Origin of the sequence: Geodermatophilus chilensis (genome assembly GCF_002802985.1) — a bacterium.
GTDB lineage: Bacteria > Actinomycetota > Actinomycetes > Mycobacteriales > Geodermatophilaceae > Geodermatophilus > Geodermatophilus chilensis.
Genome location: NZ_NVPT01000036.1, coordinates 13,713 through 34,758 on the forward strand (window position 1 = coordinate 13,713; position 21,046 = coordinate 34,758).

Here is a 21,046-nt window from a genome sequence, read left to right on the forward strand (position 1 = left end):
AGGCTGGCGGGATGACCGCTGTCCCCACCGTCCCCCTGAACAACGGCGTCACGATCCCGCAGCTCGGCCTCGGCACCGCCCGGCTCCCGGACGAGGAGACCCGGCGGATCGTGCGGGAGGCCCTCGAGGTCGGCTACCGGTTCGTCGACACCGCCGCCAGCTACGAGAACGAGCGTGGCGTCGGGCAGGGCATCGCCGACTCCGGCCTGCCCCGCGAGGAGGTGTTCGTCTCCACCAAGCTGCGCGGCCGGGAGCAGGGGTCCGACTCGGCGAAGGAGGCGCTGCGGTCGAGCCTGGACCGGCTCCGGCTGGACCACGTCGACCTCTACCTCATCCACTGGCCGCTCCCCCGGCTCGACCGCTACGTCGCGTCCTGGCTGGCGATGGAGGAGCTGCTGGCCGAGGGCCTCACCCGGGCGATCGGCGTCTCCAACTTCCTGCCCGAGCACCTGGACCGGCTCGCGGCCGAGAGCACGACGGTGCCGGCGGTCAACCAGATCGAGTGCCACCCGCGGGACCCGCAGCTCGAGCAGCGCGCCGACGACGCGCGCCGCGGCATCGTCACCGAGTCGTGGTCGCCGCTGGCCAACGGCGGCGAGCTGCTGCGGCAGCCGGTGCTCGCCGAGATCGGGGAGCGGCACGGCCGGACACCCGCGCAGGTGGTGCTGCGCTGGCACGTGCAGCAGGGCCTGGTCACCTTCCCCAAGGCGTCGTCCCGCGGTCACCTGGTGGAGAACCTCGACGTCTACGGCTTCGAGCTCACCGACGAGGACATGGCGGGCCTCGCCACGCTCGCCGACGGGACGCGGGTCAACGGCCAGTACCCCGACGTCTGGGAGGAGTTCTGAGGCCGCCGGCCTGAGGGGTTCTTGACGGGCTGACGTCCTTGTCGGCCCGGCATCGGGCCGTCAGGCTCGATCGCACTCCGCCCCGCTCAGGAAGGACGCCGCCATGACCACCCTGACTCCCACCGGACGTGCCCCCGGCTGGTTCACCGCGGACGACTGCCGCCTCGAGGACTTCCGCGCCGTCGTCGAGACGACCACCGACCTGGCCGACTACCCCTCCGCCGACGAGCTCCGGGAGGACGTCCTGGTCTACGGGGCGCGGCTGCGCGACTCCGTCGCCACCCCCGAGGGGCGCCGGGACGTACAGGCCGAGCTGGCCCGGGCGCTCGCCGACGGTCCGGGGATCGTCGTCCTCGCCGGCGCCTTCCCCGACACGGCGGTGGTCGACCGCGCCACCGCCGTCTTCGAGGCGATGATCGCCGAGCAGAAGGCGGCCGGCGTCGTCGGTGGCGACCACTTCGCCACGCCCGGCGCCAACGACCGCGTCTGGGGAGCGCTGGACAAGTTCGCCGTCCGGGACCCGGAGGCCTTCGCCGCCTACTACGGCAACGACCTGATCGCGCTCGTCTCCGAGGCGTGGCTGGGCCGCGGCTACCAGGTCACCAGCCAGGTCAACGTGGTCAACCCCGGGGGGAAGGCGCAGGTCGCCCACCGCGACTACCACCTCGGCTTCATGTCCGAGGAGCAGGCCCTGGCCTACCCGGCGCACGTGCATCGGCTCTCCCCGGTGATGACCCTGCAGGGCGCGGTCGCCCACTGCGACATGCCGGTGGAGACCGGGCCGACGATGTACCTGCCGCACTCGCAGAAGTACGCCCTGGGCTACGTCGCCTTCCACCGGCCGGAGTTCACCGCGTACTTCGACGAGCACTTCGTCCAGCTGCCGCTGCGGAAGGGTGACGCCGCCTTCTTCAACCCCGCGCTGTTCCACGGTGCCGGCACCAACCGCTCGGCCGACGTGCGCCGCATGGCCAACCTGCTGCAGGTCTCCTCCGCCTTCGGCCGGGCGATGGAGACCGTCGACCGGACGGCGATGTGCCGGGCGCTCCATCCGGTGCTGCGCGCGTGGAAGACCACCGGCGCGGACGAGCGCACCCTGCGGAACGTCGTCGCCGCCTCCGCCGAGGGCTACGCCTTCCCGACCGACCTCGACCGCGACCAGCCGATCGGCGGCCTGGCCCCCGAGACGCAGGCCGAGCTGGTCTGGCGGGCGCTGCAGGAGGACTGGTCACCCGAGGCGCTGGACGCCGAGCTCTTCGCCCAGGCCGAGCGGCACACCAGCGGCCACTGACCCCGCCCGGACGCGATCCCGCCGTCCCGGGGCTCCGGGCCTTCCCCTCGACCGGCGATCATGGAGCGGCGGTGGCGACACGCCGGTGCTCAGCGGCGTGTCGCCACGCCGGCTTCATGATCGCCGCGGGACCGGGCGGAGCGAGGCCGGGCGGAGCGAGGCCGGGCGTCCGCGAGGCCGGGCGGAGCGGGGCACGGCTCCGCCCGGCCGGGTCCCGGGGGACCTGGCCGGGCGGAGCCGGTGATCAGCGCTTGAGCTCGTGCGAGAGCTCGGCGAGCTCCTGGCCGCCGGCCATCTCGGTGGTGAGCTCCTCGAGCGAGACCTCCGAGCGCTTCTTGTCCAGCACCCGGCGGCCGAGCTTGAGGATGATGAAGTGGTCGCCGACCAGGTAGGCGTGGTGCGGGTTGTGGGTGATGAAGACGACCCCGAGGCCGGCGTCGCGGGCCGCGGCGGTGTACTTCAGCACCACGCCGGACTGCTTGACGCCCAGCGCCGCCGTCGGCTCGTCGAGGATGAGCACCCGCGCGCCGAAGTACACCGCCCGGGCGATGGCGACGCACTGCCGCTGACCACCGGAGAGCGTGCCGATCGGCTGGTTGATGTCCTTGACGTGGATGCCCATCTTCTGCAGCTCGGCGTCGGCGACCTCCCGCATGGCCTTGATGTCCAGCGGCGCCAGCGGGTACCTCCCCTTGCGCAGCTCCGAGCCGAGGAAGAAGTTCCGCCAGACCTCCATGAGGCCCACGACGGCGAGATCCTGGTAGACGGTGGCGATCCCGGCGTCCAGGGACTCCCGCGGCGAGCTGAAGTGCCGCTCCTGGCCGTCGACCCGCAGGGTGCCCTCGGTGTGCGGGTGCAGGCCCGAGATGATCTTGATGAGGGTGGACTTGCCGGCGCCGTTGTCCCCCAGCACGCAGGCCACCTCACCGGCGTTGACCGTCAGGTTGATGCCCTCGAGCGCGCGGATGGCGCCGTAGGCCTTGCCGACGCCCTCCATCTCGACGAGTGGCGTGCCGGCCCTGAGGTCTGCCGCCGCGTGCTCGGCGATGGTGTCGGTCATGGTCACTTCCTCCGGGCGGCGTAGTTCTTGACGTACAGGTTGACGAGGACGGCGAGCAGGAGCATCACGCCGAGGAAGGTGCGGAACCAGTTCGGGTCCCAGCCGGCGAAGACGATCCCCTGCGTGGTCATCCCGAAGATGAAGGCACCCAGCGCCGACCCCACCGCCGAGCCGTACCCGCCGGTCAGCAGGGCACCGCCGACGACCGCGGCGATGATGTAGATGAACTCGTTGCCGACCCCGAGGCCGGACTGCACCGAGCTGAAGTTGAACAGCAGGTGCATGCCGAGGAACCAGGCCAGGAAGGCCACGCCCATGAACAGGCCGATCTTGACCCTGGGCACCGGGACGCCGACGGCCCGGGCGCTGGCCTGGTTGCCACCCGAGGCGAAGACCCAGTTGCCGACCCGGGTGCGCAGCAGCAGCCAGGTGGCGACCGCGACGAACAGGAACCACCACAGCACGGTGATCTTCAACGTGATGAACCCCAGGTCCACGTCCCCGGCGAAAACCGCCCGGGCGGACGCGAACCCGTCCAGCGAGCTGGCGTTGGGCGTGGCCACCGCCCCGGTGACCAGCTTGGTCACGCCCAGGTTGATGCCCTGCAGGATGAAGAACGTCGACAGCGTGATCAGGAAGCTGGGGATCCCGGTGCGCATCACCAGCCAGCCGTTGACGAAGCCGATCGCCAGCGCGATGAGCAGGCTGACCACGACACCGACCCACATGTTCAGGCTGAACTGGTAGGTCAGCATCGCCGCGGCCAGCGCCGAGGTCGTCACCGCGACACCGGACGACAGGTCGAACTCGCCACCGATCATCAGCAGCGCGACACCCACCGCCACGATGCCGATGGTCGAGGACGCGTAGAGGACCGTCGCGAACGCCGGCAGCGTCCGGAACGGCTCGGCGACCACGTAGAAGAAGGCGAAGATGGCGATCGCCGCAGCGAGGGCGCCGATCTCCGGCCGGGCCAGCACGCGCGACAGGAGCGACCGCTGCGTGCGCACCGGCGGGGCGGCCGCACGCGGGGCGGACGGCTGGGTCGCCACGGATGAGCTCATGACTGCTCCAAGTGGGGGCGGGGGGGTGGCCCGTGGGGAGCCGGGCTCCCCCGGCTCCCCACGGGGCGCATCAGCGGGTGTTGTTCTCGGCGTACGGGAGGATCACGTCGATGTTCGACTCGTCGACGATCGACGGCCCGGTGAGGACCGGCTGACCACCGCCGATGTCGTTGCCGTTGGTCAGGTTCAGGTACAGCGCCTGGACGGCCATGTAGCCCTGGACGTAGGGCTGCTGGTCGACCGAGAAGGCGATGTCCCCGGCCTGGATCGCCTGTGCCACCTCGGGGTTGAGGTCGAAGGTGACGATCTCGGCCTGGCTGCCGGTGTCGCCCTTGGCCGCCTGGGCGGCCTGGGCCACCTGGGCGCCGAGGGTGACGATGTGGGTGACCGAGGGGTCGGTCTGCAGGCTCGAGCCGATGGTCTGCTGGACCGCGGGCAGGTCGGTGCCGTTGACGTAGAGGATCTCGGTGTTCGGGAAGCCCTCGGTCACACCCGCGCAGCGGGTCTCCAGCGCCACCTGGCCCTGCTCCTGGATCACGCAGAGGGCCTTCTGGCCGCCGTCCGCCCCGATCCGCTCGCCCACGGTTCGGCCGGCGAGCTGCTCGTTGGAGCCGAAGTACATCGGGATGCCGTAGTCCAGGTAGTCGTCGATCCCCGAGTTGAAGGCGACGACCGGGATCCCGCCCTCCACGGCGCTCTGCGCCGCCGGGCCGACCTGGTCGGGGTAGGCCAGGGTGACCGCGATGCCGTCGACGTTGCTGTCGACCTGGTTCTGCACCAGGGTGGCCTGCTCGCCGGCCGCCGGGGCGTTGGAGTAGTTGAGCGTGACGCCGAGGCTGTCGGCGGCCGCGTTGGCGCCGGACCGGATCTTGTCCCAGAACGCGTCGCCCGGCGCCTCGTGGGTGATCATCGCGATGGTGTAGTCCTCGCCACCCCCACCGCCGCCGCCGGGCTCGTTCTGTGCGCCCCCCTGACTGCTGCACGCGGACAGCGCCAGGGCGGCCGCACTCACGGCCACCACCGCGCGCAGCGACCTGCGGGTGGTCCTCATGTGGATCTCCTCGTCGCGAGGGCCGCCGTCCTGGCGGCCGGGGATGCCCACGTGCGGACGTCTGGTGCGCTCGTCCGCATGTATGGACATAGTGACATGGAGGAATGTGGCATGGCTCACCAGGAGCGTCAAGGGTCCTGCCCGCCGGCGCCCACGTCCAGCACGGCCTGCCCGCCGGCCGCGCGCTGCCCTGCTCAGACCGTCGGGACGTCGACCCGCGCGCCCCGGGCCGCGGAGTCGGCGAGGGCGTCGAGGGTGACCGCCGTGCGGACGGCGTCGTCCAGGCCCACGCCGACGGGGCGGCCCGCCGCGATCGAGGCGAGCAGGTCGCGCAGCTCGACCACCTTGAGGTCGTCGTAGCCCATCGCGATCCCGGCACCGGGCTGGAAGGCGGCGTACTCCCCCGCCCCGGGCCCGACCAGCACGGTGGCGACCGGCTGGTCCTGCGCGGCCGGCCCGCGGCTCATCTGCAGCTCGCCCATCCGCCGGAAGTCCCAGGCCAGCCGACCGGCCGTCCCGTGGACCTCGAAGCCGTAGGCGTTCTGCTCCCCCACGGCCACCCGGCTGGCCTCGAGCACCACCCGGGCACCGGTGGACAGGCGCAGCAGCGCGGCCACGTGGTCGTCGTTCTCCACCTGCCCCGCGACGCCACCGGTGGCGACGGCGTGCCCGGAGGTCGCGCCGGTCGGGCGCAGCCGCTCCGGCACGAAGACGGCGGTGTCGGCGAGCACGGAGGCGATCTCGTCGTGCAGGACGAACCGGACGAGGTCGACGGCGTGCGAGGCGAGGTCCCCGAGCACCCCGCTGCCGCCCCGGGCCCGCTCGTAGCGCCAGGTGAGGGCGCCCTCCGGGGCGGCGGCGTAGTCGCTGAGGAAGGCGAACCGGGCGTGCGTGACCCGGCCGATGGCGCCCTCGTCGACCAGCCGGCGGGCCAGGGCGACCGCGGGCGCGTGCCGGTAGTTGAAGCCCACGGCGCCCTGCACACCGGCCGCGGCGACGGCGCCGGCCACCGTGCGGGCGTCGTCCGCGGTGAGCCCCACGGGCTTCTCGATCCACAGGTGCCGACCGGCCTCGGCGACGGCGACCCCGATCTCCCGGTGCAGCCAGTTGGGGGCGGTCACCGACACGAGCTCGACCCGCGGGTCGGCGAGCAGCCGGCGCCAGTCGGCCGTCGCGAAGGCGAACCCGAACCGGGCCGCGGCCGCCTCCGCCCGACCGGGGACGTCGTCGGCGACCGCGACGAGCTCGGGGACCAGCCCCAGGTCCGGGAAGTGGTGCCGCAGCCGGGCGTGGGCCTGGGCGTGCACCCGGCCCATCCACCCGAAGCCGATGACCCCCACGCCGATCGTCCGCGCCGTCGTCCCCATGAACGCCCCTCCTCCACTGACAGAGGGCGCGAGCGTAGGGCCGACGGCTCCGGCGCAACGGGACGACGGCATCTCGCGTGGGGCGGCCCACCGGTTGGGGGATGCAACGACCTGGGACCCTGGAGTCCATGACGGTCGCCCGGTCCCCCCGCGCCCTGGTCCCGGTGCTGGTCTTCGTCGGGACGGTCGTCGCCGTCATCAGCAGCCTGGGCGCGCCCCTGGTGCCGGCGGTCGCCGAGACCATGCGGACGACGCTGCCGGACGCGCAGTGGTCCCTGACCGCCACGCTGCTCGTGGGCGCGGTCGCCACGCCGGTCGTCGGGCGGCTCGGCGACGGCCCGCACCGCCGCCGGGTCGTGCTCGCCGTCCTCGCGGTCGTGACGCTCGGCGGCGTGCTGGCCGCCCTCCCCCTGGGGCTGGGCTGGCTGATCGCCGGCCGCACGCTGCAGGGCGTTGGGCTCGGGCTCACCCCGCTGGCCATGGCCACCGCCCGCGAGGCCCTCGAGGGCGACCGGTCGCGGTCGACCATCGCCGTGCTGTCGGTGACGGTGGTCACACAGCGGCCGGCCCGCCCCGGGAGCCTGCTGGACATCTCACGGTGCCTCGTCCTCGCCGTCGGGCACGCAGTCGCCCCGAAAGGCAGGTCGAGACGGAAGCGGCCACAGACCTGTGCGTACGGACCGTGTCCCTCTCGGACACCGACATGAACCCCCACGGCTCGGCAGTCGTGGGGGGTTCGGTCGTCAATGGATACGTCGGCACCGCTCCTCGCGGCCGTAGCCTCCCCGAGGACAGGTCTTCGGAAACGGAATCCGGTCGGATCAGGATCATGCCGCGCAGTCGGGATGTCGCAGCCTCCAGCGCCGTGGTCATTCGTGCGTCCTGACGAAATCGCTCTCGCTCCACGGGGCTTCCTGGCAGCGGTGGCGATGGTGCGCTGCCCACTCCAGTCGTCCCAGAGACGTGATGCCGGGGTGACAGATCCCTGCAGGCCCACACGGCCATCCGTGGACGGTCTGTGGGTTCGTCTGTGGGCCTTCCTCATGGTGAGACGGACCCCGTACCGAGATCGTGGTCCGCGCAACCGTCGAACGAGGTCGCCCTCCAGAGAGCGGCCATGCACACGGAGGTGGCCCCATGGGATGCCTTGTCGCCCTGGTCCGTGGAGTCTTCGCTCTCCTGACCGGGGAATGGATGGACGCCGATCTCTACGATGGGGACGCCTCCGACGGCGGAACCGGCCTCGGGGCGGTATCCGGTACCCGGGAGGAACTTTCCGACGACCCTCCGGGGGAACCGAGGTTCGGCATGTCCACGACGGGCGGCATCAACCCGGGTACCGGGAACCGCGTGGACATGAGTACCGCGGAATCCGCTGGTGGGGTCCTCAGGGATGTGGGTACAGGCGAGATCCTCGGGCCGAATGACATTTCTCAGCCGCCGTCCTCCTAGACCCACAACCGTGGCGACGGCTCTGCGCACGACCTGGATGGCAACCGCATCGGTACCCACCGAGCCACCGACCCCGGAGGACTTCCCTGCGGTGGCTCGGATGCCCGGGCGCCGCCGGGTATCCCACCCGCCCGCGACGAGCCGAACGCGCGCTCGGCCGCGGCGATCCTGTGGGTTCATCTGTGAGTGCTTCCTCCTGGTGCGGCCGCTGGGCACGCGGCAGCGTGGAGCGCGCAGTGAGGCAAGGCGGGACCCCCGTCGTCCGACACGCCACGCACGAGAGGAACGGTCATGTCCCCGAACCGACGCTGCGCCCGCCACCGCGCCACCGTCTGGATGGCCTACTGCCCCGACTGCACCACGTGGCACCTCGCCGCCGAGATCGCTCGCCGCGACAGCCCGGTGCAGGGCTCCGCCGTCCCCGGGACGGACAGGGGAAGGGCCCGCCCCGGACCCGTCCGACTGCGCGTCGCCGCGTGACCGCCGTCGACCGAGGACGAACGGGAAGGGCACCACGATGATCTCGGACTACTTCCTCGACCAGCTCGCCGCCGACTTCGCCCGGGCTCGCCTGGATGTCCTGGAGGCCCGGCTCCGGGAGGAACAGGACACCCCGGCCCACCGGACCGCCGTGGCCCACTGCCGGCCGCGGGTCGACGCCGTCCTGGACAGGTATCTGAAGCACCTCAAGGCGAAGGCGCACGGTGTCGGGTGTCCCAGGTGATCAGTCTTGGGCAAGCTCGTACACGCTGAGCCCGTGGACGGCGACGGTTCCGCCGCTCTGCCGGCTGTAGATGTCGAGGCCGGGCCACGTCTGCGTCGGCGGCACCTGGTGGTCCTCCACGTCGGCGGCCGGCTGGCCGTCGATCCACAGGCTCAGGTGGCGCTCGCGAACGGCGACGGTAAGGACGACGCGTCGGCCGGTCGCCAGTCCCGGCACGTCGACACGCGGACTGATGGGTACGTCATGCACCCCGTTCCAGACGCTGAGCTGTGCGAATTCGGCCGTGGTGTCCAGGCACATCTGATAGGCCAACTTCCCCGGCACCGCCCAGCGCAGACCCCAGCAGAACACGGCATCGGAGCCGGGCGTGACGGACACGTCGATGTCGCCGACGAACGTGGTGACCGGCTCCGAGAGCTTGAGGTCGATACCGACGAACGTCTGCGGAACGAGCGCAGCGAGCTCCATGCGGTCGTCGAGGTACCGGATCACGCCGTCCGCCGGGGCGGTGCCGCGCCCCACGAGATCGACGAAGTCGGATCCGGCAGGATCGAAGGCAGCGCGGTAGAGCAGTTCCCCGCGGGCCACGTCCGCCGGAGCGGAGGCCGTTGGGGAGGGCTGCGCGGAGCCCGGCGGTGGGGACGGCGTCAGGGCCACCGCCGCGCCGCCCCCGGCGAGGGCGACCACGACGGCCGTCGCGACCAGCAACCGAACACGCCGTCGGCCTCGGCGGCGGAGTCCCTGACCGTCCGCGAGGGCGCCGGCGAGGTCCTCGACGAACGCGCCGGCCGAGGGGTGGCGCTGGGTCGGGACCTTCGCGAGCGCCCGGTCGAAGACGGCATCGACCGCCGGCGGCAGGGAGGGATTCCGGTCGCTGGCTCTCGGCACCGTGCCGTGCCCGTGCGCCAGCAACAACGCCACGGAGGTCTCCTGCGTGTACGGCGGTGTACCGGTCAGCATCTCGAACGCGAGGCACGCGAAGGCGTAGAGGTCGGCGCGGTGGCCGACCGGCTCGCCGGCGGCCTGCTCGGGCGCCATGTACCGCGGCGTGCCCAAGTACTGGCTGCTCGCCGTGATCGACGTGTCGTCCAGTGCCTTGGCCAGTCCGAAGTCGGCCAGGACCGGTCGGTCCTGCTCGTCGATGAGGACGTTCGACGGCTTGATGTCCCGGTGGATGACGCCACGGCTGTGCGCGTAGTCCAGCGCCTCGGCCAGCGGGCCCAGCAATGCGAGGGCTCGTGCGGGCGGATACGGGCCCTCGGCCAGGTGCTCCTTCAGCGTGGCGCCGGTGACGAGACGCATGGCCAGGTACAAGCGTCCGTCGGCCTCACCGGCGTCGTAGACGGTGGCGATGCCGGGGTGCTCGAGGCTCTGCAGCACCCGCGCCTCCCGGAGGAACCGGACAACGAACACCTCTTCTTCCGCCAGCGCGGGCCGGAGCAGCTTCAGGGCCACCGGACGCCCGAGCCCGCGATGGGTGGCCCGGTAGACCTCCCCCATCCCGCCACGGGCGACCAGGGTCTCCACGACGTGAGGCCCCACTTCGGTGCCGGGCGGGACCGTCGCGCTCGTCATGGTCGTGCGTCCGGGTCCGGTCCGGTCAGCTCCGGCACCGGGCTGGCCGCCTCGGTCTGCGTGGCCTCTGTCGGGTCGGCTTCCCGGAAGACGAGCGTCGAGGAGCCGATCGCCAGGTCGTCCCCGTGTCTGAGCGCTCGCATCTGCAGGAGGCGCTCACCGCAGACGTACGTGCCGTTCCGGCTGCCGGCGTCCTGAAGGCACCACGCCTGTCCGACTCGTTCCAGGACGGCGTGCACCCGGGAGGCCGCGCGATCATCGATCAACGCGACGTCGTTGCCGGCATCGCGCCCGATGGTCACCCGTGACTTCACCAGCGGTACGACTCTGACTCCTGACGGCGTCCAGACCTCAACGTGGGCCTCGAGGGTGCCGGTTCCCTCGGCGGCCCACCGCCGGAAGGCTTCGGTTTCTGCCTCAGGGGCCACCCCGCGCGCCACCGCGATGAACCGTTCCCGTTGCGGGTCCCGGAGACTGAGTGCGTCGGCGAGGAGCCGTGCGGTCTCCTTGCGAGCGGTCCGGTTGATCCCGCGCTCGAGGTCGCTGATCGACCGAGGGCTCAAGGTCGCTCGCTGGGCGAGTTCCTCCTGCGTCAACCTGGCGTGGAGACGAGCCGCTCGCAACAGGTCCCCGAAGGTCTGCCCTGTTCCCATCGCCCACCCACTCCGCGCACCGGGTCGCCGAGCCCCGCCGACGGGATGGCGTGGACGGGGCCGGTCCACGGTAGGCCCGCCGTCCCGGTCCCCGGAAGACGGCCGGGTCCTCCCGCGAGCGACCGCCGCCTCGCCGACGGAGCGAAGGTGGGGCGGCGGTCATCCGGAGCGGCGTCGTCCTCGCTGGTGAGGTCGGCGTCAGCCGATGCGGTCAGCCGTGATGACGGCAGAGAAGGGGCGGAGTCCGGTCGTCACGTTCCCGACGACCTGCAGCTGCACCTGTCCTTCGGTCACCGTCCCCGCCAGCGCCGAACCCTCAGCGATCGCATCCATGCTGGGGATCACGCCCAAGGAGGGACGGCAGGGCACCAGCTGTGCGGACGAGGTCAGCAGGTTCCCGGCCGCCGCTTCCTCCACATGGTCCTGGACCAGTTGACCGCTCACGTTGAGCCCGTCGAACTGGAGGTCCCAGTAGTGCAGGAACAGCGGTCCCTGGGAGGTGGCCGTCACGCCGGTCGTCTGCAGCAGCACGGACCCCTCGGCGAGGTTCGCCGCCACGGACGGCTCCGACACCTGGAGGACGAACGGGTTGCCGTCGCCCACTCCGGGATTGACGAAGGCGTCGACCGGCACCTCGTGGATGGCCTCCCCGAGGTCCGCTCCGCACGCGTCGAGATGCCGGATGGCGATGGTCAGGATGCCGCGGTAGTGGAGCCCCTCCGCCGCCTGGGCGGCGGGCGCCGTGGCGAAACCGAACACGAGGGCAGTGAGGCTGAGCACGACCATCCAGCGCCAGGAGAAACGCGGAACAGACGCAGGAAGCGTCAGGTGGGCGAACATCTTGCACCTCCGTAGCGAGATCACCGTCACGGGGATCGAGCCCCCGTGGACGAGATTCCGACCACAGCCCGGTGAGGACCACGAAGGACGACCACAGGAAGGACACAGGTTCGAGGCCCGGATGCGGAGAGCCCCGCCTGTTGTCGCCACGACCGGTGGCGGTTCTCCGGTCTCCGACGTCGGGGGTCGACCGCTTCCCGTGACGGACGGACCAGCAGCGCCGTCACGCCCGGACGACCCGTCCCCTGGCCGCCACAGGCTGCGCCGACCACGCGATCCCTCCCTCAGGGCGGTGCTGGCAGACGCTCGCGGGAACAGGCGCGTAGATGTCTGCGCACCGCTGCCTCAGAGGCACAATCAGCGCAGCTCAGTGAGGCGTGTGCGTGTGTAGCATGTCGCCGCCCCTCGGACACCGATCTACAGCTCACCGGCACCGCGGAGCCGTGTGCGTATGTACCGAGTCGCCCCTCGGACACCAGATCGCCCGACGTTCCTGCAGGTCAGGGATGCGGGTCGCTTCCATGTCGGGGCTTCGCAGGCCCTCGTGACACCAGCGCGATACTTCGGCGCCCGGGATCAGCCGTCGTCGAGCAGCGCGGCGAAGCGGTCAGCAGCCCGCCGGCCCATGCCGGGGTGCACGTGCTGGTAGACGGTGAGCGTGATCATGGAGCTCGCGTGACCCAGGCGCTCCGAGACGACTTTCACCGGCACGCCGTCGGCCAGCAGCAGGGTGGCGTGAGTGTGGCGCAGATCGTGCAGCCGGATCACCGGCAGCAGCTCCTCCCCCAGCGCTTTGCGCGCCTGGAGCACCTGGCCGGTGAAGCGGCGGGAGAACCGCTCCGGGTGCCGGTGAGTGCCGTCGAGGTTGCTGAACCAGTCCACGCCGGCGATCCCGGCTACTCGCGCAAGCTGGACCGCGACGGCGACGGCGTCACCTGCGAGTAGCCGAAGTCCGACCCCGAGGGCGGTCACCGGGGCACCGTAGCCACGGGCCCGCCGCACGCGTCAGAACCGACCGGACGGCGTACCGGTGCATCGACACCCTCGCCGTCGCCCCCTCCGCGGCGCTGGCCACAATCCACACCGCGCGACGCCGCCGCGGGTCGGGCCGAGCCGCTCCTGAGTAGGCCTCCTCGAGCCCTGTCGTGTCGGTCACCGATCGTGCACTGCCGCCGCCGCGTCGACGATCCCTTCGCCGTACAGGCCGTTCTCGTCGGTCGTGCCCTCGCACACGGCGTTGAAGTCAGGAGTCTGCCCCTCGTCGGTGTAGACCTCGACCCCACCAGCGGGACAGGCGTGGTCCTCCGCGGAGGTGGCGAGGACGCGGGCCACCACTGCGGGGTCGAGCGCGCGTCCGTCGCGACCGGAGCGGCCCTCCTCCTCGATGATCAAGGCCGCCACGCCGGCGACGTGGGGCGACGCGATCGACGTGCCCTGCAGATAGGTGTAAAAGCCGCACACGCCCTTCTCGTCGCAGTACTTGACGGAGAACTCGTCGACCGGGTCGCCGTTCGCGTCGGCCAGGCCTTGCTCGATCGCCACGTCAAGCGGGTACGACGACAGGATCAGGTTCCCCGGCGTCTGGAAAGCCGGCGTGCCGACGAAGTCGCGGAACCAGCCACCCGGGGCGGCGATCTCGACGTCACCCAGCCCGTAGTTGGAGTAGTCCGCCTTGGTCGTCGACGGGCCCACTGCCGACACCGAGACGACCTCCGGTGCCTCGTTCGGCATGATCAGACAGGTGTTCTTCACCGTTCGCGGCCACGCGGCGTCGGGCGGGAAGTCCGGGCTCGTCTCGTCGTACCGGATCGGCGCGGCCAGGTCCTGGTGCTCGTTGCCCGCGGCCCCGACGAGCGTGACCCCGCGCCCATGGGCGTACGTCACCGCGCCCAGCACCAGCTCGCGGATGAGCCGCTGCTGGGCAAGCTCCTCGTCGGTCACGTCGCCCTCGATGTACTCGTCCCGCGACGCGCAGTTGTACAGCCACGGATCGGTGAAGAAGCTCATGTTGACGACGTCGAGGCGGATGTCGCCCGCGTACACCAGCGCCTTGACCGTCTCATACAGGAAGAAGTAGCCGGAGTCGTTCCCGGCCCGCACGTTGACGAGGGTCGCGTCCGGGGCCACGCCTCCGATACCGAAGTCGTTGTCGTCGGCCGCGACGATGCCGGCCACGTGCGTTCCGTGCCCGTTGTCGTCCACGTCGGCCGGGTCGACGCAGCTCTCGAACTCGCAGGGACCGTCGACCTCAGGGATGTCGGTCGTGAAGTTCCGCGACCGCTGGGGGTCGAAGTTCGGCGCGAGGTCGGGGTGCGTGGCGTCGATACCGGTGTCGATGATCCCGACGTCGACTCTCTTGCCGGTCGCCTCACGGTGGGCAGCGTCGGCCGTCGCCCCGATCATCTGCATGTTCCACTGCCGGTCCGCCAGCGGCTCGGCGTCGGGCCTCCCGTGGGATGGCCGGTCGGCGGAGCCGGACCCACCCGCTCGATCCGCCGCCGGTCGCTCCTCGGCGAAGCGGTGCGGCATGCCCGGCCGTGCGGTGCCGACCGAGTGGTTCCGCGCGGCCCCGCGGATCTCCCCGCGTGCGCGCACGTTGTCGAGGAAGGCGCCGTCGGTGGAGGTGACCAGCGCGACGCCGACCTGCTCGGTCACGTCCGTGACGGTGCCGCCTGCGGCCGCGATCGCGGCAGCCGCGGCCTTGGGGGCGCCGTTGAAGGCGACGATGTACTCCTCGGCGGTGGACGCCGGCGCCTGAGGAGCAGCAGCGTCTCCTGGAGTCCCGGTCGCGGTCGTCGACGTCCCGAGCACCATCGCGAACGAGACGGAGAGGACTCCGACCGCCTTGCCGGCACTGCGCTTTCCAGACCGAGACCACATCCCGCGCCGCCTCTCGGGCAAGCCATGGGTGGTACCGACGGCCTGGCATTGGCCGGAGCGGTTTCGGTTCGTCAGTAAAGCGAGTGGCCCCTCTCACGTCGAGGGGCGCCGACCCGGGACCAAGAAATGTGGCCGCCGGCGCTACACCGCCGCTGGATGAGTAGGTCCGAACCCGGTCAGTGGTCGTAGGCGATCAGGGATCGGGTGACGGGCTGGTCGGTGGCGCGGCTAGGCCATAGGGCGGCGGTCAGGGCCAGCAGCCGCTGGGCGATCCGCGCGGTGAGTCCGGCGAGGCTGCGCCCGCCGTGCAGCTCGAGATCGAGCTGGCCTTTGAGGGTGTCGTAGACGGACTCGATGAGCTGGCGGATCGGGGCCAGTAGTTGCTGGCCGGGTCGGGGCGCGCGGTTGCGGGAAGAGGGGCGCAGCAGCGTCGCACCGTGTGCGGCGAGATAGTCGTCGAGCTCGGCAGAGACGTAGCCCTTATCCGCGATGAGCAGCAGCCCGGGGCGCTGGTCGAGCAGATCGGCGTCGTGGTCGAGAACGCACATGAGCACCTGGCGCTCGTCGAGCTTGGGATCGGCCAGCGCCCAGGTGATCGGCAGCCCGGCCGGCGTGCAGACCAGATGCACACCTGGGTCTTCGACCAGATGCCCACCACGTCCACGCCGTCGAGCACGGCGACCAGGTCAGCCTCGCCCGGCGCCTCCCGGAGCGACTCGGTCTCGTAGCCGGCCGCGCCGAGGAGATCGGCCGCCACCGGGTCGATGCTCTCCAGCAGCAAGGCCCTGGGCACGTCCAAGGACCTCTCGACCGCGGGACCGCCGGCCCGGGAGATGATCGAGGACAGCTCCTCTCGCAGCTCCTCCCGGCGCTCGCCGCCGGTCAGCCCCAGGGACAGGGACAGGTTGCCCGGACCGACGTACACGCCGTCGACGGCGAGGACGGCGTCGAGGTCGTCGAGCGCGGTCGCGGCCTCCACCATCACGACCACCAGAGGCTGGTCGGCACCGCCGGCGAGCCGTCCGATCGACCGCCCACCGGCCGGGGCGTACCGGCAGGCGGCGACGACCTCCCGGGCGTGGTCGGCGTCGCGCACGTTGGGCACGATGACGCCGTGGGCGCCCAGGTCGAGCGGGCGACGATGACGCCGCCGGCGCCCAGGTCGAGCGGGCGGCCGACGTCGGCGAAGGCCGGGCTGCGGGTCCGGACCAGCGGCACCGCGCCCGCCGCGGCGATCGCCGCCGCGACGCCCGGCAGCTCGGCCTCGGCCATTGCGCCGTGCTGCAGGTCGACGACGACGTAGTCGGCTCGGGTCCGCGCCAGCACCTCGCCGGTCACCGCGCCGGGCAGCAGGCTCCACAGGCCGTGGCACGGCTGCCCGGCGGCCCACCGCCGCCGCAGGTCGACCTCGCTGATCGCCATCCCAGGACCCACCCTCCCGCCGGCTCCCGACCACGGCGGCGTCGTCGGCCACCGCCTCGGGACCCCGCCGGGACGATCCTCCGACTGCCGCCACCGACTCTGCTGGCTCGGACCGTGATAGCCGCGGTCGCCGGGAGACTCGCCATGCATGATCACGGCCGTAGCCGTGTGCGTATGCACCGTGTCGCCCCTCGGACACCACGCTGTGGGCAGTTGCCCGCCGCACCTCTTGGGCCGCCTCCGATTCGGATGCGGCCCTCGCCGTCGTCGGCCCGACTGCGGATCCCGCCGGGTACGTCCCGGTCCGCAGCGGCGACCATGCTGACCCTGCAGGCCGATACCGGCGGGTGGGAGCTGGCCCGCCTGCAACTGCATCCCGACGGCAGGCGGAAGGCGATCCTGCGGCGCCGGACGCGGCTGCCTACCTGCCCAAGCCGGTCATCTAACGGCTGCGGCCGGCTCCGGCGTCCCTCCGGCGGGCGCCGGCCTCGATGGCGCCCGTCTCCGGGAGGCCTGGGCGTCACCGGGATCCTCGACGACGGGACCGGGCTCCCGGGCCCGAACCCCTGGTCACGGGTGTGGTTCAGGTCACACCATGGCGGGATGACTCAGCCGTCTCCCGCGGTGCCCGACTGGGTGACCCGCGCGCTCTCCACGGTGTTCGACCCCTGCTGCCGGGAGAAGGGCATTTCCGTCGTCGACATGGGGCTGCTCCGGTCGGTCGCCGTCCGCGACGGGCATGCCCGGGTCGAACTGCTGCTCACCTCGGGCTGGTGCCCGTTCGCCGCCCGGGTGGTCGCCGACGTCGAGACGGCGATCCGCCGGCAGCCCGGCGTCGAGACCTGCGAGGTCGAGATCGTCTGGAACGAGGTCTGGACGACCGACCGCCTCTCGCCCTCCGCCGCCCGCCGGCTGCGGTTCCTCCCCGACCCCGTCGCCGTCCCCGACCGCGACGCGTTCGTCTCCGCCCACCGCTCCTAGCCGCTCCAGCCCCAGCCCAGGAGGACGACCATGATCGGCGACGCATTCGTGTTCGACGGGGTCGCGCACCCGTTCAACTTCACACCCAAGAACGCGTTCGGGTCACCGGGGCAGATGTTCGCCAACCACCTGTACGCCTTCCACGCGACGCTGACCCCGGACAGCGAGCCGAAGCTGTCGGCGGAGGAGTTCCTCAAGGACTGGACGCCGGCCGACATCCGGCAGATGGTCTACGACCAGTCCGACACCGACATGCTGGTCGCGATGCCGCTGCCGCTGACCGACCTGTTCCGCGACGGGCTCTCGCCGTGGGAGGAGTGCGCGGAACTGGCCCAGCGGGATCCGGACCGGACGGTGTTCTGGGGCTCGGTCAACCCGCTCGAGGGACGCCGGGCGCTGGACCTGATGGAGCGCCAGGTCGGCGAGTTCGGCGCCAAGGCGTTCAAGTTCTACAACGTCCGCTACGACTACGGCTCACCGTTCCCGTGGCGGATGGACGACCCGCAGGTCGCCTTCCCGGTCTTCGAGAAGGCCCAGGAACTGGGCGTGAACCTGATCGGGGTGCACAAGGGCGTGCCGCTGGGCCCGCAGCCGATCGAGGCCACCCAGACGTGGGACATGGACGGCGCGGCCGCGAACTTCCCCGACATCAACTTCGTGATCTTCCACGTCGGGCTGCCGTTCATCGACGAGACCTGCTGGCAGCTCATCCGCTATCCGAACCTGTACGCGTCGCTGGCCGCGACGATCAACTTCCTGGTCCGGGCGCCGCGGATGTTCGCCGAGATCCTCGGCAAGCTGCTGTTCTGGTGCGGTGAGGACAAGATCGTCTACGGCTCGGAGGCGCCGATCTTCCACCCGCAGTGGGCGCTGCGGGCCTTCATGGACTTCTCGATCCCGCAGGACCTGTGCGAGGGCTACGGCTATCCGCAGCTCACCGACGTCGCCAAGCGGAAGATCCTCGGCGAGAACCTGCTCCGCCTGCACGGGATGGACGTCGAGGAGACCAAGGCCCGGCTGGGCCGCCCCCAGGCGCACTGACCCCGAAATGCGCCCGTGGGCCGGCCGGGTGGAGCACCCGCCGTGCTGGTGCCGTCCCCGATCCCGGGGAACGGCCCCGCAGCGCGTCTCGGGGGACGAGGACGACCTTGCCGACGGTGCTGCGGTCGGCGAGTTCGGCCAGGGCCTGCGGTGCCAGGTCGAGCGGCAGGACCACTGCGAACATCGGGTGATACGGGTGACGCCGTCCCGGACGAGCGACCGCCCCGTCCGCGCGGCGGACGGGGCGGTCGCCGATGTGGGCCAAGGGTCAGCCGCCGGGGCCTCCCCGGGCTCCCACGCCGTCAGTGATCGAGTCGAGACGCGACGCCCCCGGCTCAGCGGGTCGTCGTCCCTGCCCCTGCTCCGGTTCGCGGCGTTACGGGAAGGGGGCTTCCACCCGGCCGAGCGGGTCCGGTTCGCGCTCGGCCGGGGCGACGTCGAGGGCCCGCCCGCGCCCCACGGGGGGCCGGCTGCACACGTAGGCGTGTGCGTGTGAAACGCCCAGCAGTGGGCTCTCGGACGCGCGGGATACCCGGCCACTGCTCTGGAGTCCGAGCCCCGATGCCCGTTGCCTGGGCCTCGGAGGGAGAGCACAGTGTGCCGCGCGGCGATGCCGCAGGGGCGTCGCCGTCACCAGGAAGGAGCGGTGGCATGTACGCCCGATCCACCACGACGCGGGTCAGCCCTGAGACCCTCGACGACCTCGTCGCCTACATCCGCGACGACGTCATGCCCATGGTCACGCAACTGGACGGCTGCGTCGGTCTCTCGCTCCTGACCGACCGCGACACCGGTCGATGCATCGCCACCAGCGCCTGGGAGACCCACGACGCGATGAACGCCAGCGCCGAGCGGGTCGGCGCGTCGCGAGAACGCGCAGCCGCGATGTTCGGTGGCACGCCGGAGGTCCAGGAGTGGGAGATCGCTGTCCTACACCGGGCACACCGGGCCGGGGAGGGCGCGTGCGCGCGGGTGGCGTGGACCCGTACCGACCCGGCGAACCTGGACCGGGTCATCGACGCCTACCGGGAGAGTCTGATGCCCTGGTGGGAGGAGACGCCGGGGTTCTGCAGCAACAGCCTCATGATGAACCGTCGAGACGGGCGATGCGCCTCGGCGGTCGTGTTCGACAGCCGCGAGGCGATGGCGCACACCCGTGACCAGTTCATGACCCTGCGCGAGGAGTTCGTGTCCAGGATGGGGATGGACATCCTCGAGGTGGCGGAGTTCGACCTGGCCCTGGCTCATCTGCGGGTACCCGAGACGGTCTAACCGGCAGGCCGGTCCGCGCCGCGGCCACCGGAGATGATGGACGCCCATCGGGCCGCGCGGTCCATCGTCTCCGGCCCGCGGCGCATCACAGGCTGTCATGTGTCTCGTCAGGCCGTTGATCGCCTCCTGCAGGGCCTTGCCCAGCACGGCGTGGGAGCGCAAGCCGCACACATGGCGTTCCTCCCCCACCGGCGACTCCGCTGGTGGGACGGCTCTGCTCCGGTGTGTCCCCGTCCCCCTCGGACATCCGCTGCCCCGGAGCCAAGCCTCACGCCCCGGCCGGCTCCCCCGGGACCGACCATGGGCAGCTGGACTGATCAGGCCCGCCTGATGCCATGGACGGGGTACCGTCCGGGCACGGAGCCGCTCAGGTTCCCGATGAGGGAGCACGACATGGCCGACAGGTCCCCTCGACACTCGATGTCGAAGAAGTCCGGCAAGTCGATCAAGGAGAAGCGCGTCGAGCGCAAGGCCAAGGCCGCCGGCACCACGTCGCAGATGGAACGGCTGACACACGACAGGAAGCGCTGAGCCTCCCCCTCTCGGCGTGCGGGACGCCGTGGTGCAGCCCGTGTGTCGACTGTGCCTGTCGACGACCACCGCCGCAGCGTGATCCGCGGGGAGCAGGCCCTGGCGGACCCCATTCCCCGCGCCCATCAACCTCCCAGGGGAGGCCGCGCCATGAGCACCGAACCCCAGTACCCGAAGACCCGCACCGAGCCTCAGCCCGCGAGGGAACGGGCTCCCGGCCTCCTCACGGAGCCGAGTGTGGAGGATCGGGCAGACGTCGAGGAGGATCGGCGCAGGCAGCGGGAACTGGACCAGGGAGAGCTGGGCGGAGAGGCCTGATCGACGCGCATTCCCTGTCGCCGGGACCCCGGGGACAGGCCGTCGGGTCGGGCCGCCTTCGCCCGGCTGCGCAGGACGGAGCAGGTCCAGAACCCGCCTGGCGGTCGGGGCCGTCCCCGGAAGGCGCGGCCCAGGACGGTGTGCGGACCCGGGCGGCATCGGTAGCCTGCCGTGGTCCTCCACCCCTCCGGCCGGGAGCCGGCCGCTGGGAGCCCGCCCGGTCCTGATCGACCGCCGCCACGGTGCAGGGAGATCCGGTGTCCGCAGCTGCGCCCGCGGGATCCGCGACGCTCGCCGCGTCCGGCCCCCCGGCGCAGAATCTCGAGATCGTCGTGCTGGCCGTGCTGGTCCTCCTGGCGGCCTACAACGTCTGGCGCCGGCGCGCGCTGCGCCGCCGGTACCACCTGGGCAACCGCGAGCGCGCCGTCCGCCTGCAGCAGCAGTGGATCGAGCCGCTGGTCGCGGTGGTCCTGGTGGGCGGTGTCCTGGCGAAAGACGTCGCCGCCGGCCCGGCGCACCTGCTGGCACTCGCCGTCGGCGGGGTGATCGGTGCGGTGCTGGGGGAATCGAGATCGAGGTGGAGCCAGAACGCGACACCGCTGATCCCGTCCATCGCCGCGGTCATCGACGCCTCACCGCCCCGGGAGGCGACCTCTTCGTCGTCGAGGAAGCAGGC

20 protein-coding genes and 2 pseudogenes are annotated in these 21,046 nt (G+C 71.8%); 11 read left to right on the top strand and 11 right to left on the bottom strand.

The genetic code is table 11. The features are described 5' to 3' along the window. The first annotated feature begins 11 nt into the window (after positions 1 to 11). The gene (locus CNO22_RS08255) at positions 12 to 848 is read left to right on the top strand and encodes an aldo/keto reductase (protein WP_100498903.1); all 837 of its coding nucleotides are present in this window, start codon (positions 12 to 14) and stop codon (positions 846 to 848) included. 103 nt (positions 849 to 951) lie between these two features. Next, the gene (locus CNO22_RS08260; RefSeq protein WP_100498904.1) at positions 952 to 2,139 is read left to right on the top strand and encodes a phytanoyl-CoA dioxygenase family protein; all 1,188 of its coding nucleotides are present in this window, start codon (positions 952 to 954) and stop codon (positions 2,137 to 2,139) included. A gap of 244 nt (positions 2,140 to 2,383) precedes the next feature. On the opposite strand, the gene CNO22_RS08265 is transcribed toward CNO22_RS08260, so the two are convergent. From CNO22_RS08265 to CNO22_RS08280, 4 genes are all read right to left on the bottom strand, one after another. Further along, positions 2,384 to 3,199 (bottom strand): ATP-binding cassette domain-containing protein, encoded by an 816-nt coding sequence (locus CNO22_RS08265; protein ID WP_100498905.1) that lies wholly within the window; start codon positions 3,197 to 3,199, stop codon positions 2,384 to 2,386. 2 nt (positions 3,200 to 3,201) lie between these two features. Then, on the bottom strand, positions 3,202 to 4,263 hold the full coding sequence (locus CNO22_RS08270) for an ABC transporter permease (protein WP_100498906.1): 1,062 nt from the start codon (positions 4,261 to 4,263) through the stop codon (positions 3,202 to 3,204). Positions 4,264 to 4,333: 70 nt separating this feature from the next. Continuing rightward, on the bottom strand, positions 4,334 to 5,314 hold the full coding sequence (locus tag CNO22_RS08275; RefSeq protein ID WP_100498926.1) for a substrate-binding domain-containing protein: 981 nt from the start codon (positions 5,312 to 5,314) through the stop codon (positions 4,334 to 4,336). 194 nt (positions 5,315 to 5,508) lie between these two features. Next, a complete protein-coding gene (locus tag CNO22_RS08280; RefSeq protein WP_100498907.1) occupies positions 5,509 to 6,681 on the bottom strand; it encodes a Gfo/Idh/MocA family protein in 1,173 nt (390 codons plus the stop codon). 128 nt (positions 6,682 to 6,809) lie between these two features. On the opposite strand from CNO22_RS08280, the gene CNO22_RS08285 reads away from it, so the two are divergent. The 3 genes from CNO22_RS08285 (at position 6,810) to CNO22_RS08300 (ending at position 8,857) form a co-directional block, all read left to right on the top strand. After that, positions 6,810 to 7,388 carry an MFS transporter gene (locus CNO22_RS08285; protein ID WP_232806890.1) on the top strand — a complete coding sequence of 193 codons (579 nt, stop codon included), beginning with the start codon at positions 6,810 to 6,812 and terminating at the stop codon, positions 7,386 to 7,388. Positions 7,389 to 8,424: 1,036 nt separating this feature from the next. Beyond that, on the top strand, positions 8,425 to 8,613 hold the full coding sequence (locus CNO22_RS08295) for a hypothetical protein (protein WP_100498909.1): 189 nt from the start codon (positions 8,425 to 8,427) through the stop codon (positions 8,611 to 8,613). A gap of 37 nt (positions 8,614 to 8,650) precedes the next feature. Continuing rightward, complete coding sequence (locus tag CNO22_RS08300) at positions 8,651 to 8,857, top strand: hypothetical protein (protein ID WP_100498910.1); 207 nt, start codon at positions 8,651 to 8,653, stop codon at positions 8,855 to 8,857. Here the strand turns inward: CNO22_RS08300 and CNO22_RS08305 are convergent, their stop codons facing one another. From CNO22_RS08305 to CNO22_RS08320, 4 genes are all read right to left on the bottom strand, one after another. Further along, entirely contained in the window at positions 8,858 to 10,384 is a 1,527-nt protein-coding gene (locus CNO22_RS08305; protein WP_157936861.1) for a serine/threonine-protein kinase, read from the bottom strand. Positions 10,385 to 10,428: 44 nt separating this feature from the next. Continuing rightward, entirely contained in the window at positions 10,429 to 11,085 is a 657-nt protein-coding gene (locus CNO22_RS08310) for an FHA domain-containing protein (RefSeq protein WP_100498912.1), read from the bottom strand. 198 nt (positions 11,086 to 11,283) lie between these two features. Beyond that, a complete protein-coding gene (locus CNO22_RS08315; RefSeq protein WP_100498913.1) occupies positions 11,284 to 11,925 on the bottom strand; it encodes a hypothetical protein in 642 nt (213 codons plus the stop codon). Between the two features lie 576 nt (positions 11,926 to 12,501). Continuing rightward, complete coding sequence (locus tag CNO22_RS08320; RefSeq protein ID WP_408609694.1) at positions 12,502 to 12,807, bottom strand: tyrosine-type recombinase/integrase; 306 nt, start codon at positions 12,805 to 12,807, stop codon at positions 12,502 to 12,504. Here CNO22_RS08320 and CNO22_RS30075 point away from each other — a divergent pair. Continuing rightward, positions 12,775 to 12,870 (top strand): excalibur calcium-binding domain-containing protein, encoded by a 96-nt coding sequence (locus CNO22_RS30075; protein ID WP_408609695.1) that lies wholly within the window; start codon positions 12,775 to 12,777, stop codon positions 12,868 to 12,870. The genes CNO22_RS08320 and CNO22_RS30075 overlap by 33 nt on opposite strands. Positions 12,871 to 13,077: 207 nt before the next feature. On the opposite strand, the gene CNO22_RS08325 is transcribed toward CNO22_RS30075, so the two are convergent. From CNO22_RS08325 to CNO22_RS29945, 3 genes and pseudogenes are all read right to left on the bottom strand, one after another. Further along, a complete protein-coding gene (locus tag CNO22_RS08325; RefSeq protein ID WP_232806891.1) occupies positions 13,078 to 14,580 on the bottom strand; it encodes a S8 family peptidase in 1,503 nt (500 codons plus the stop codon). Between the two features lie 401 nt (positions 14,581 to 14,981). After that, positions 14,982 to 15,434 (bottom strand): annotated as a pseudogene (locus tag CNO22_RS08330) (transposase); the annotation flags it as partial. Positions 15,435 to 15,694: 260 nt separating this feature from the next. Further along, positions 15,695 to 16,453: pseudogene (locus CNO22_RS29945) on the bottom strand (aldolase/citrate lyase family protein); the annotation flags it as partial. Between the two features lie 377 nt (positions 16,454 to 16,830). On the opposite strand from CNO22_RS29945, the gene CNO22_RS08350 reads away from it, so the two are divergent. The 5 genes from CNO22_RS08350 to CNO22_RS08385 all read left to right on the top strand — a co-directional run. Continuing rightward, the gene (locus CNO22_RS08350) at positions 16,831 to 17,208 is read left to right on the top strand and encodes a metal-sulfur cluster assembly factor (RefSeq protein WP_100498916.1); all 378 of its coding nucleotides are present in this window, start codon (positions 16,831 to 16,833) and stop codon (positions 17,206 to 17,208) included. A 30-nt stretch (positions 17,209 to 17,238) separates the two neighbouring features. Further along, entirely contained in the window at positions 17,239 to 18,249 is a 1,011-nt protein-coding gene (locus CNO22_RS08355; RefSeq protein WP_100498917.1) for an amidohydrolase family protein, read from the top strand. A 651-nt stretch (positions 18,250 to 18,900) separates the two neighbouring features. Further along, positions 18,901 to 19,521 (top strand): antibiotic biosynthesis monooxygenase, encoded by a 621-nt coding sequence (locus tag CNO22_RS08370; RefSeq protein WP_100498920.1) that lies wholly within the window; start codon positions 18,901 to 18,903, stop codon positions 19,519 to 19,521. A gap of 378 nt (positions 19,522 to 19,899) precedes the next feature. Beyond that, positions 19,900 to 20,052 (top strand): hypothetical protein, encoded by a 153-nt coding sequence (locus CNO22_RS28205; protein ID WP_198588188.1) that lies wholly within the window; start codon positions 19,900 to 19,902, stop codon positions 20,050 to 20,052. A 575-nt stretch (positions 20,053 to 20,627) separates the two neighbouring features. Further along, positions 20,628 to 21,046: hypothetical protein (locus CNO22_RS08385; RefSeq protein ID WP_157936862.1), on the top strand; the 419-nt coding region annotated here is incomplete at its 3' end.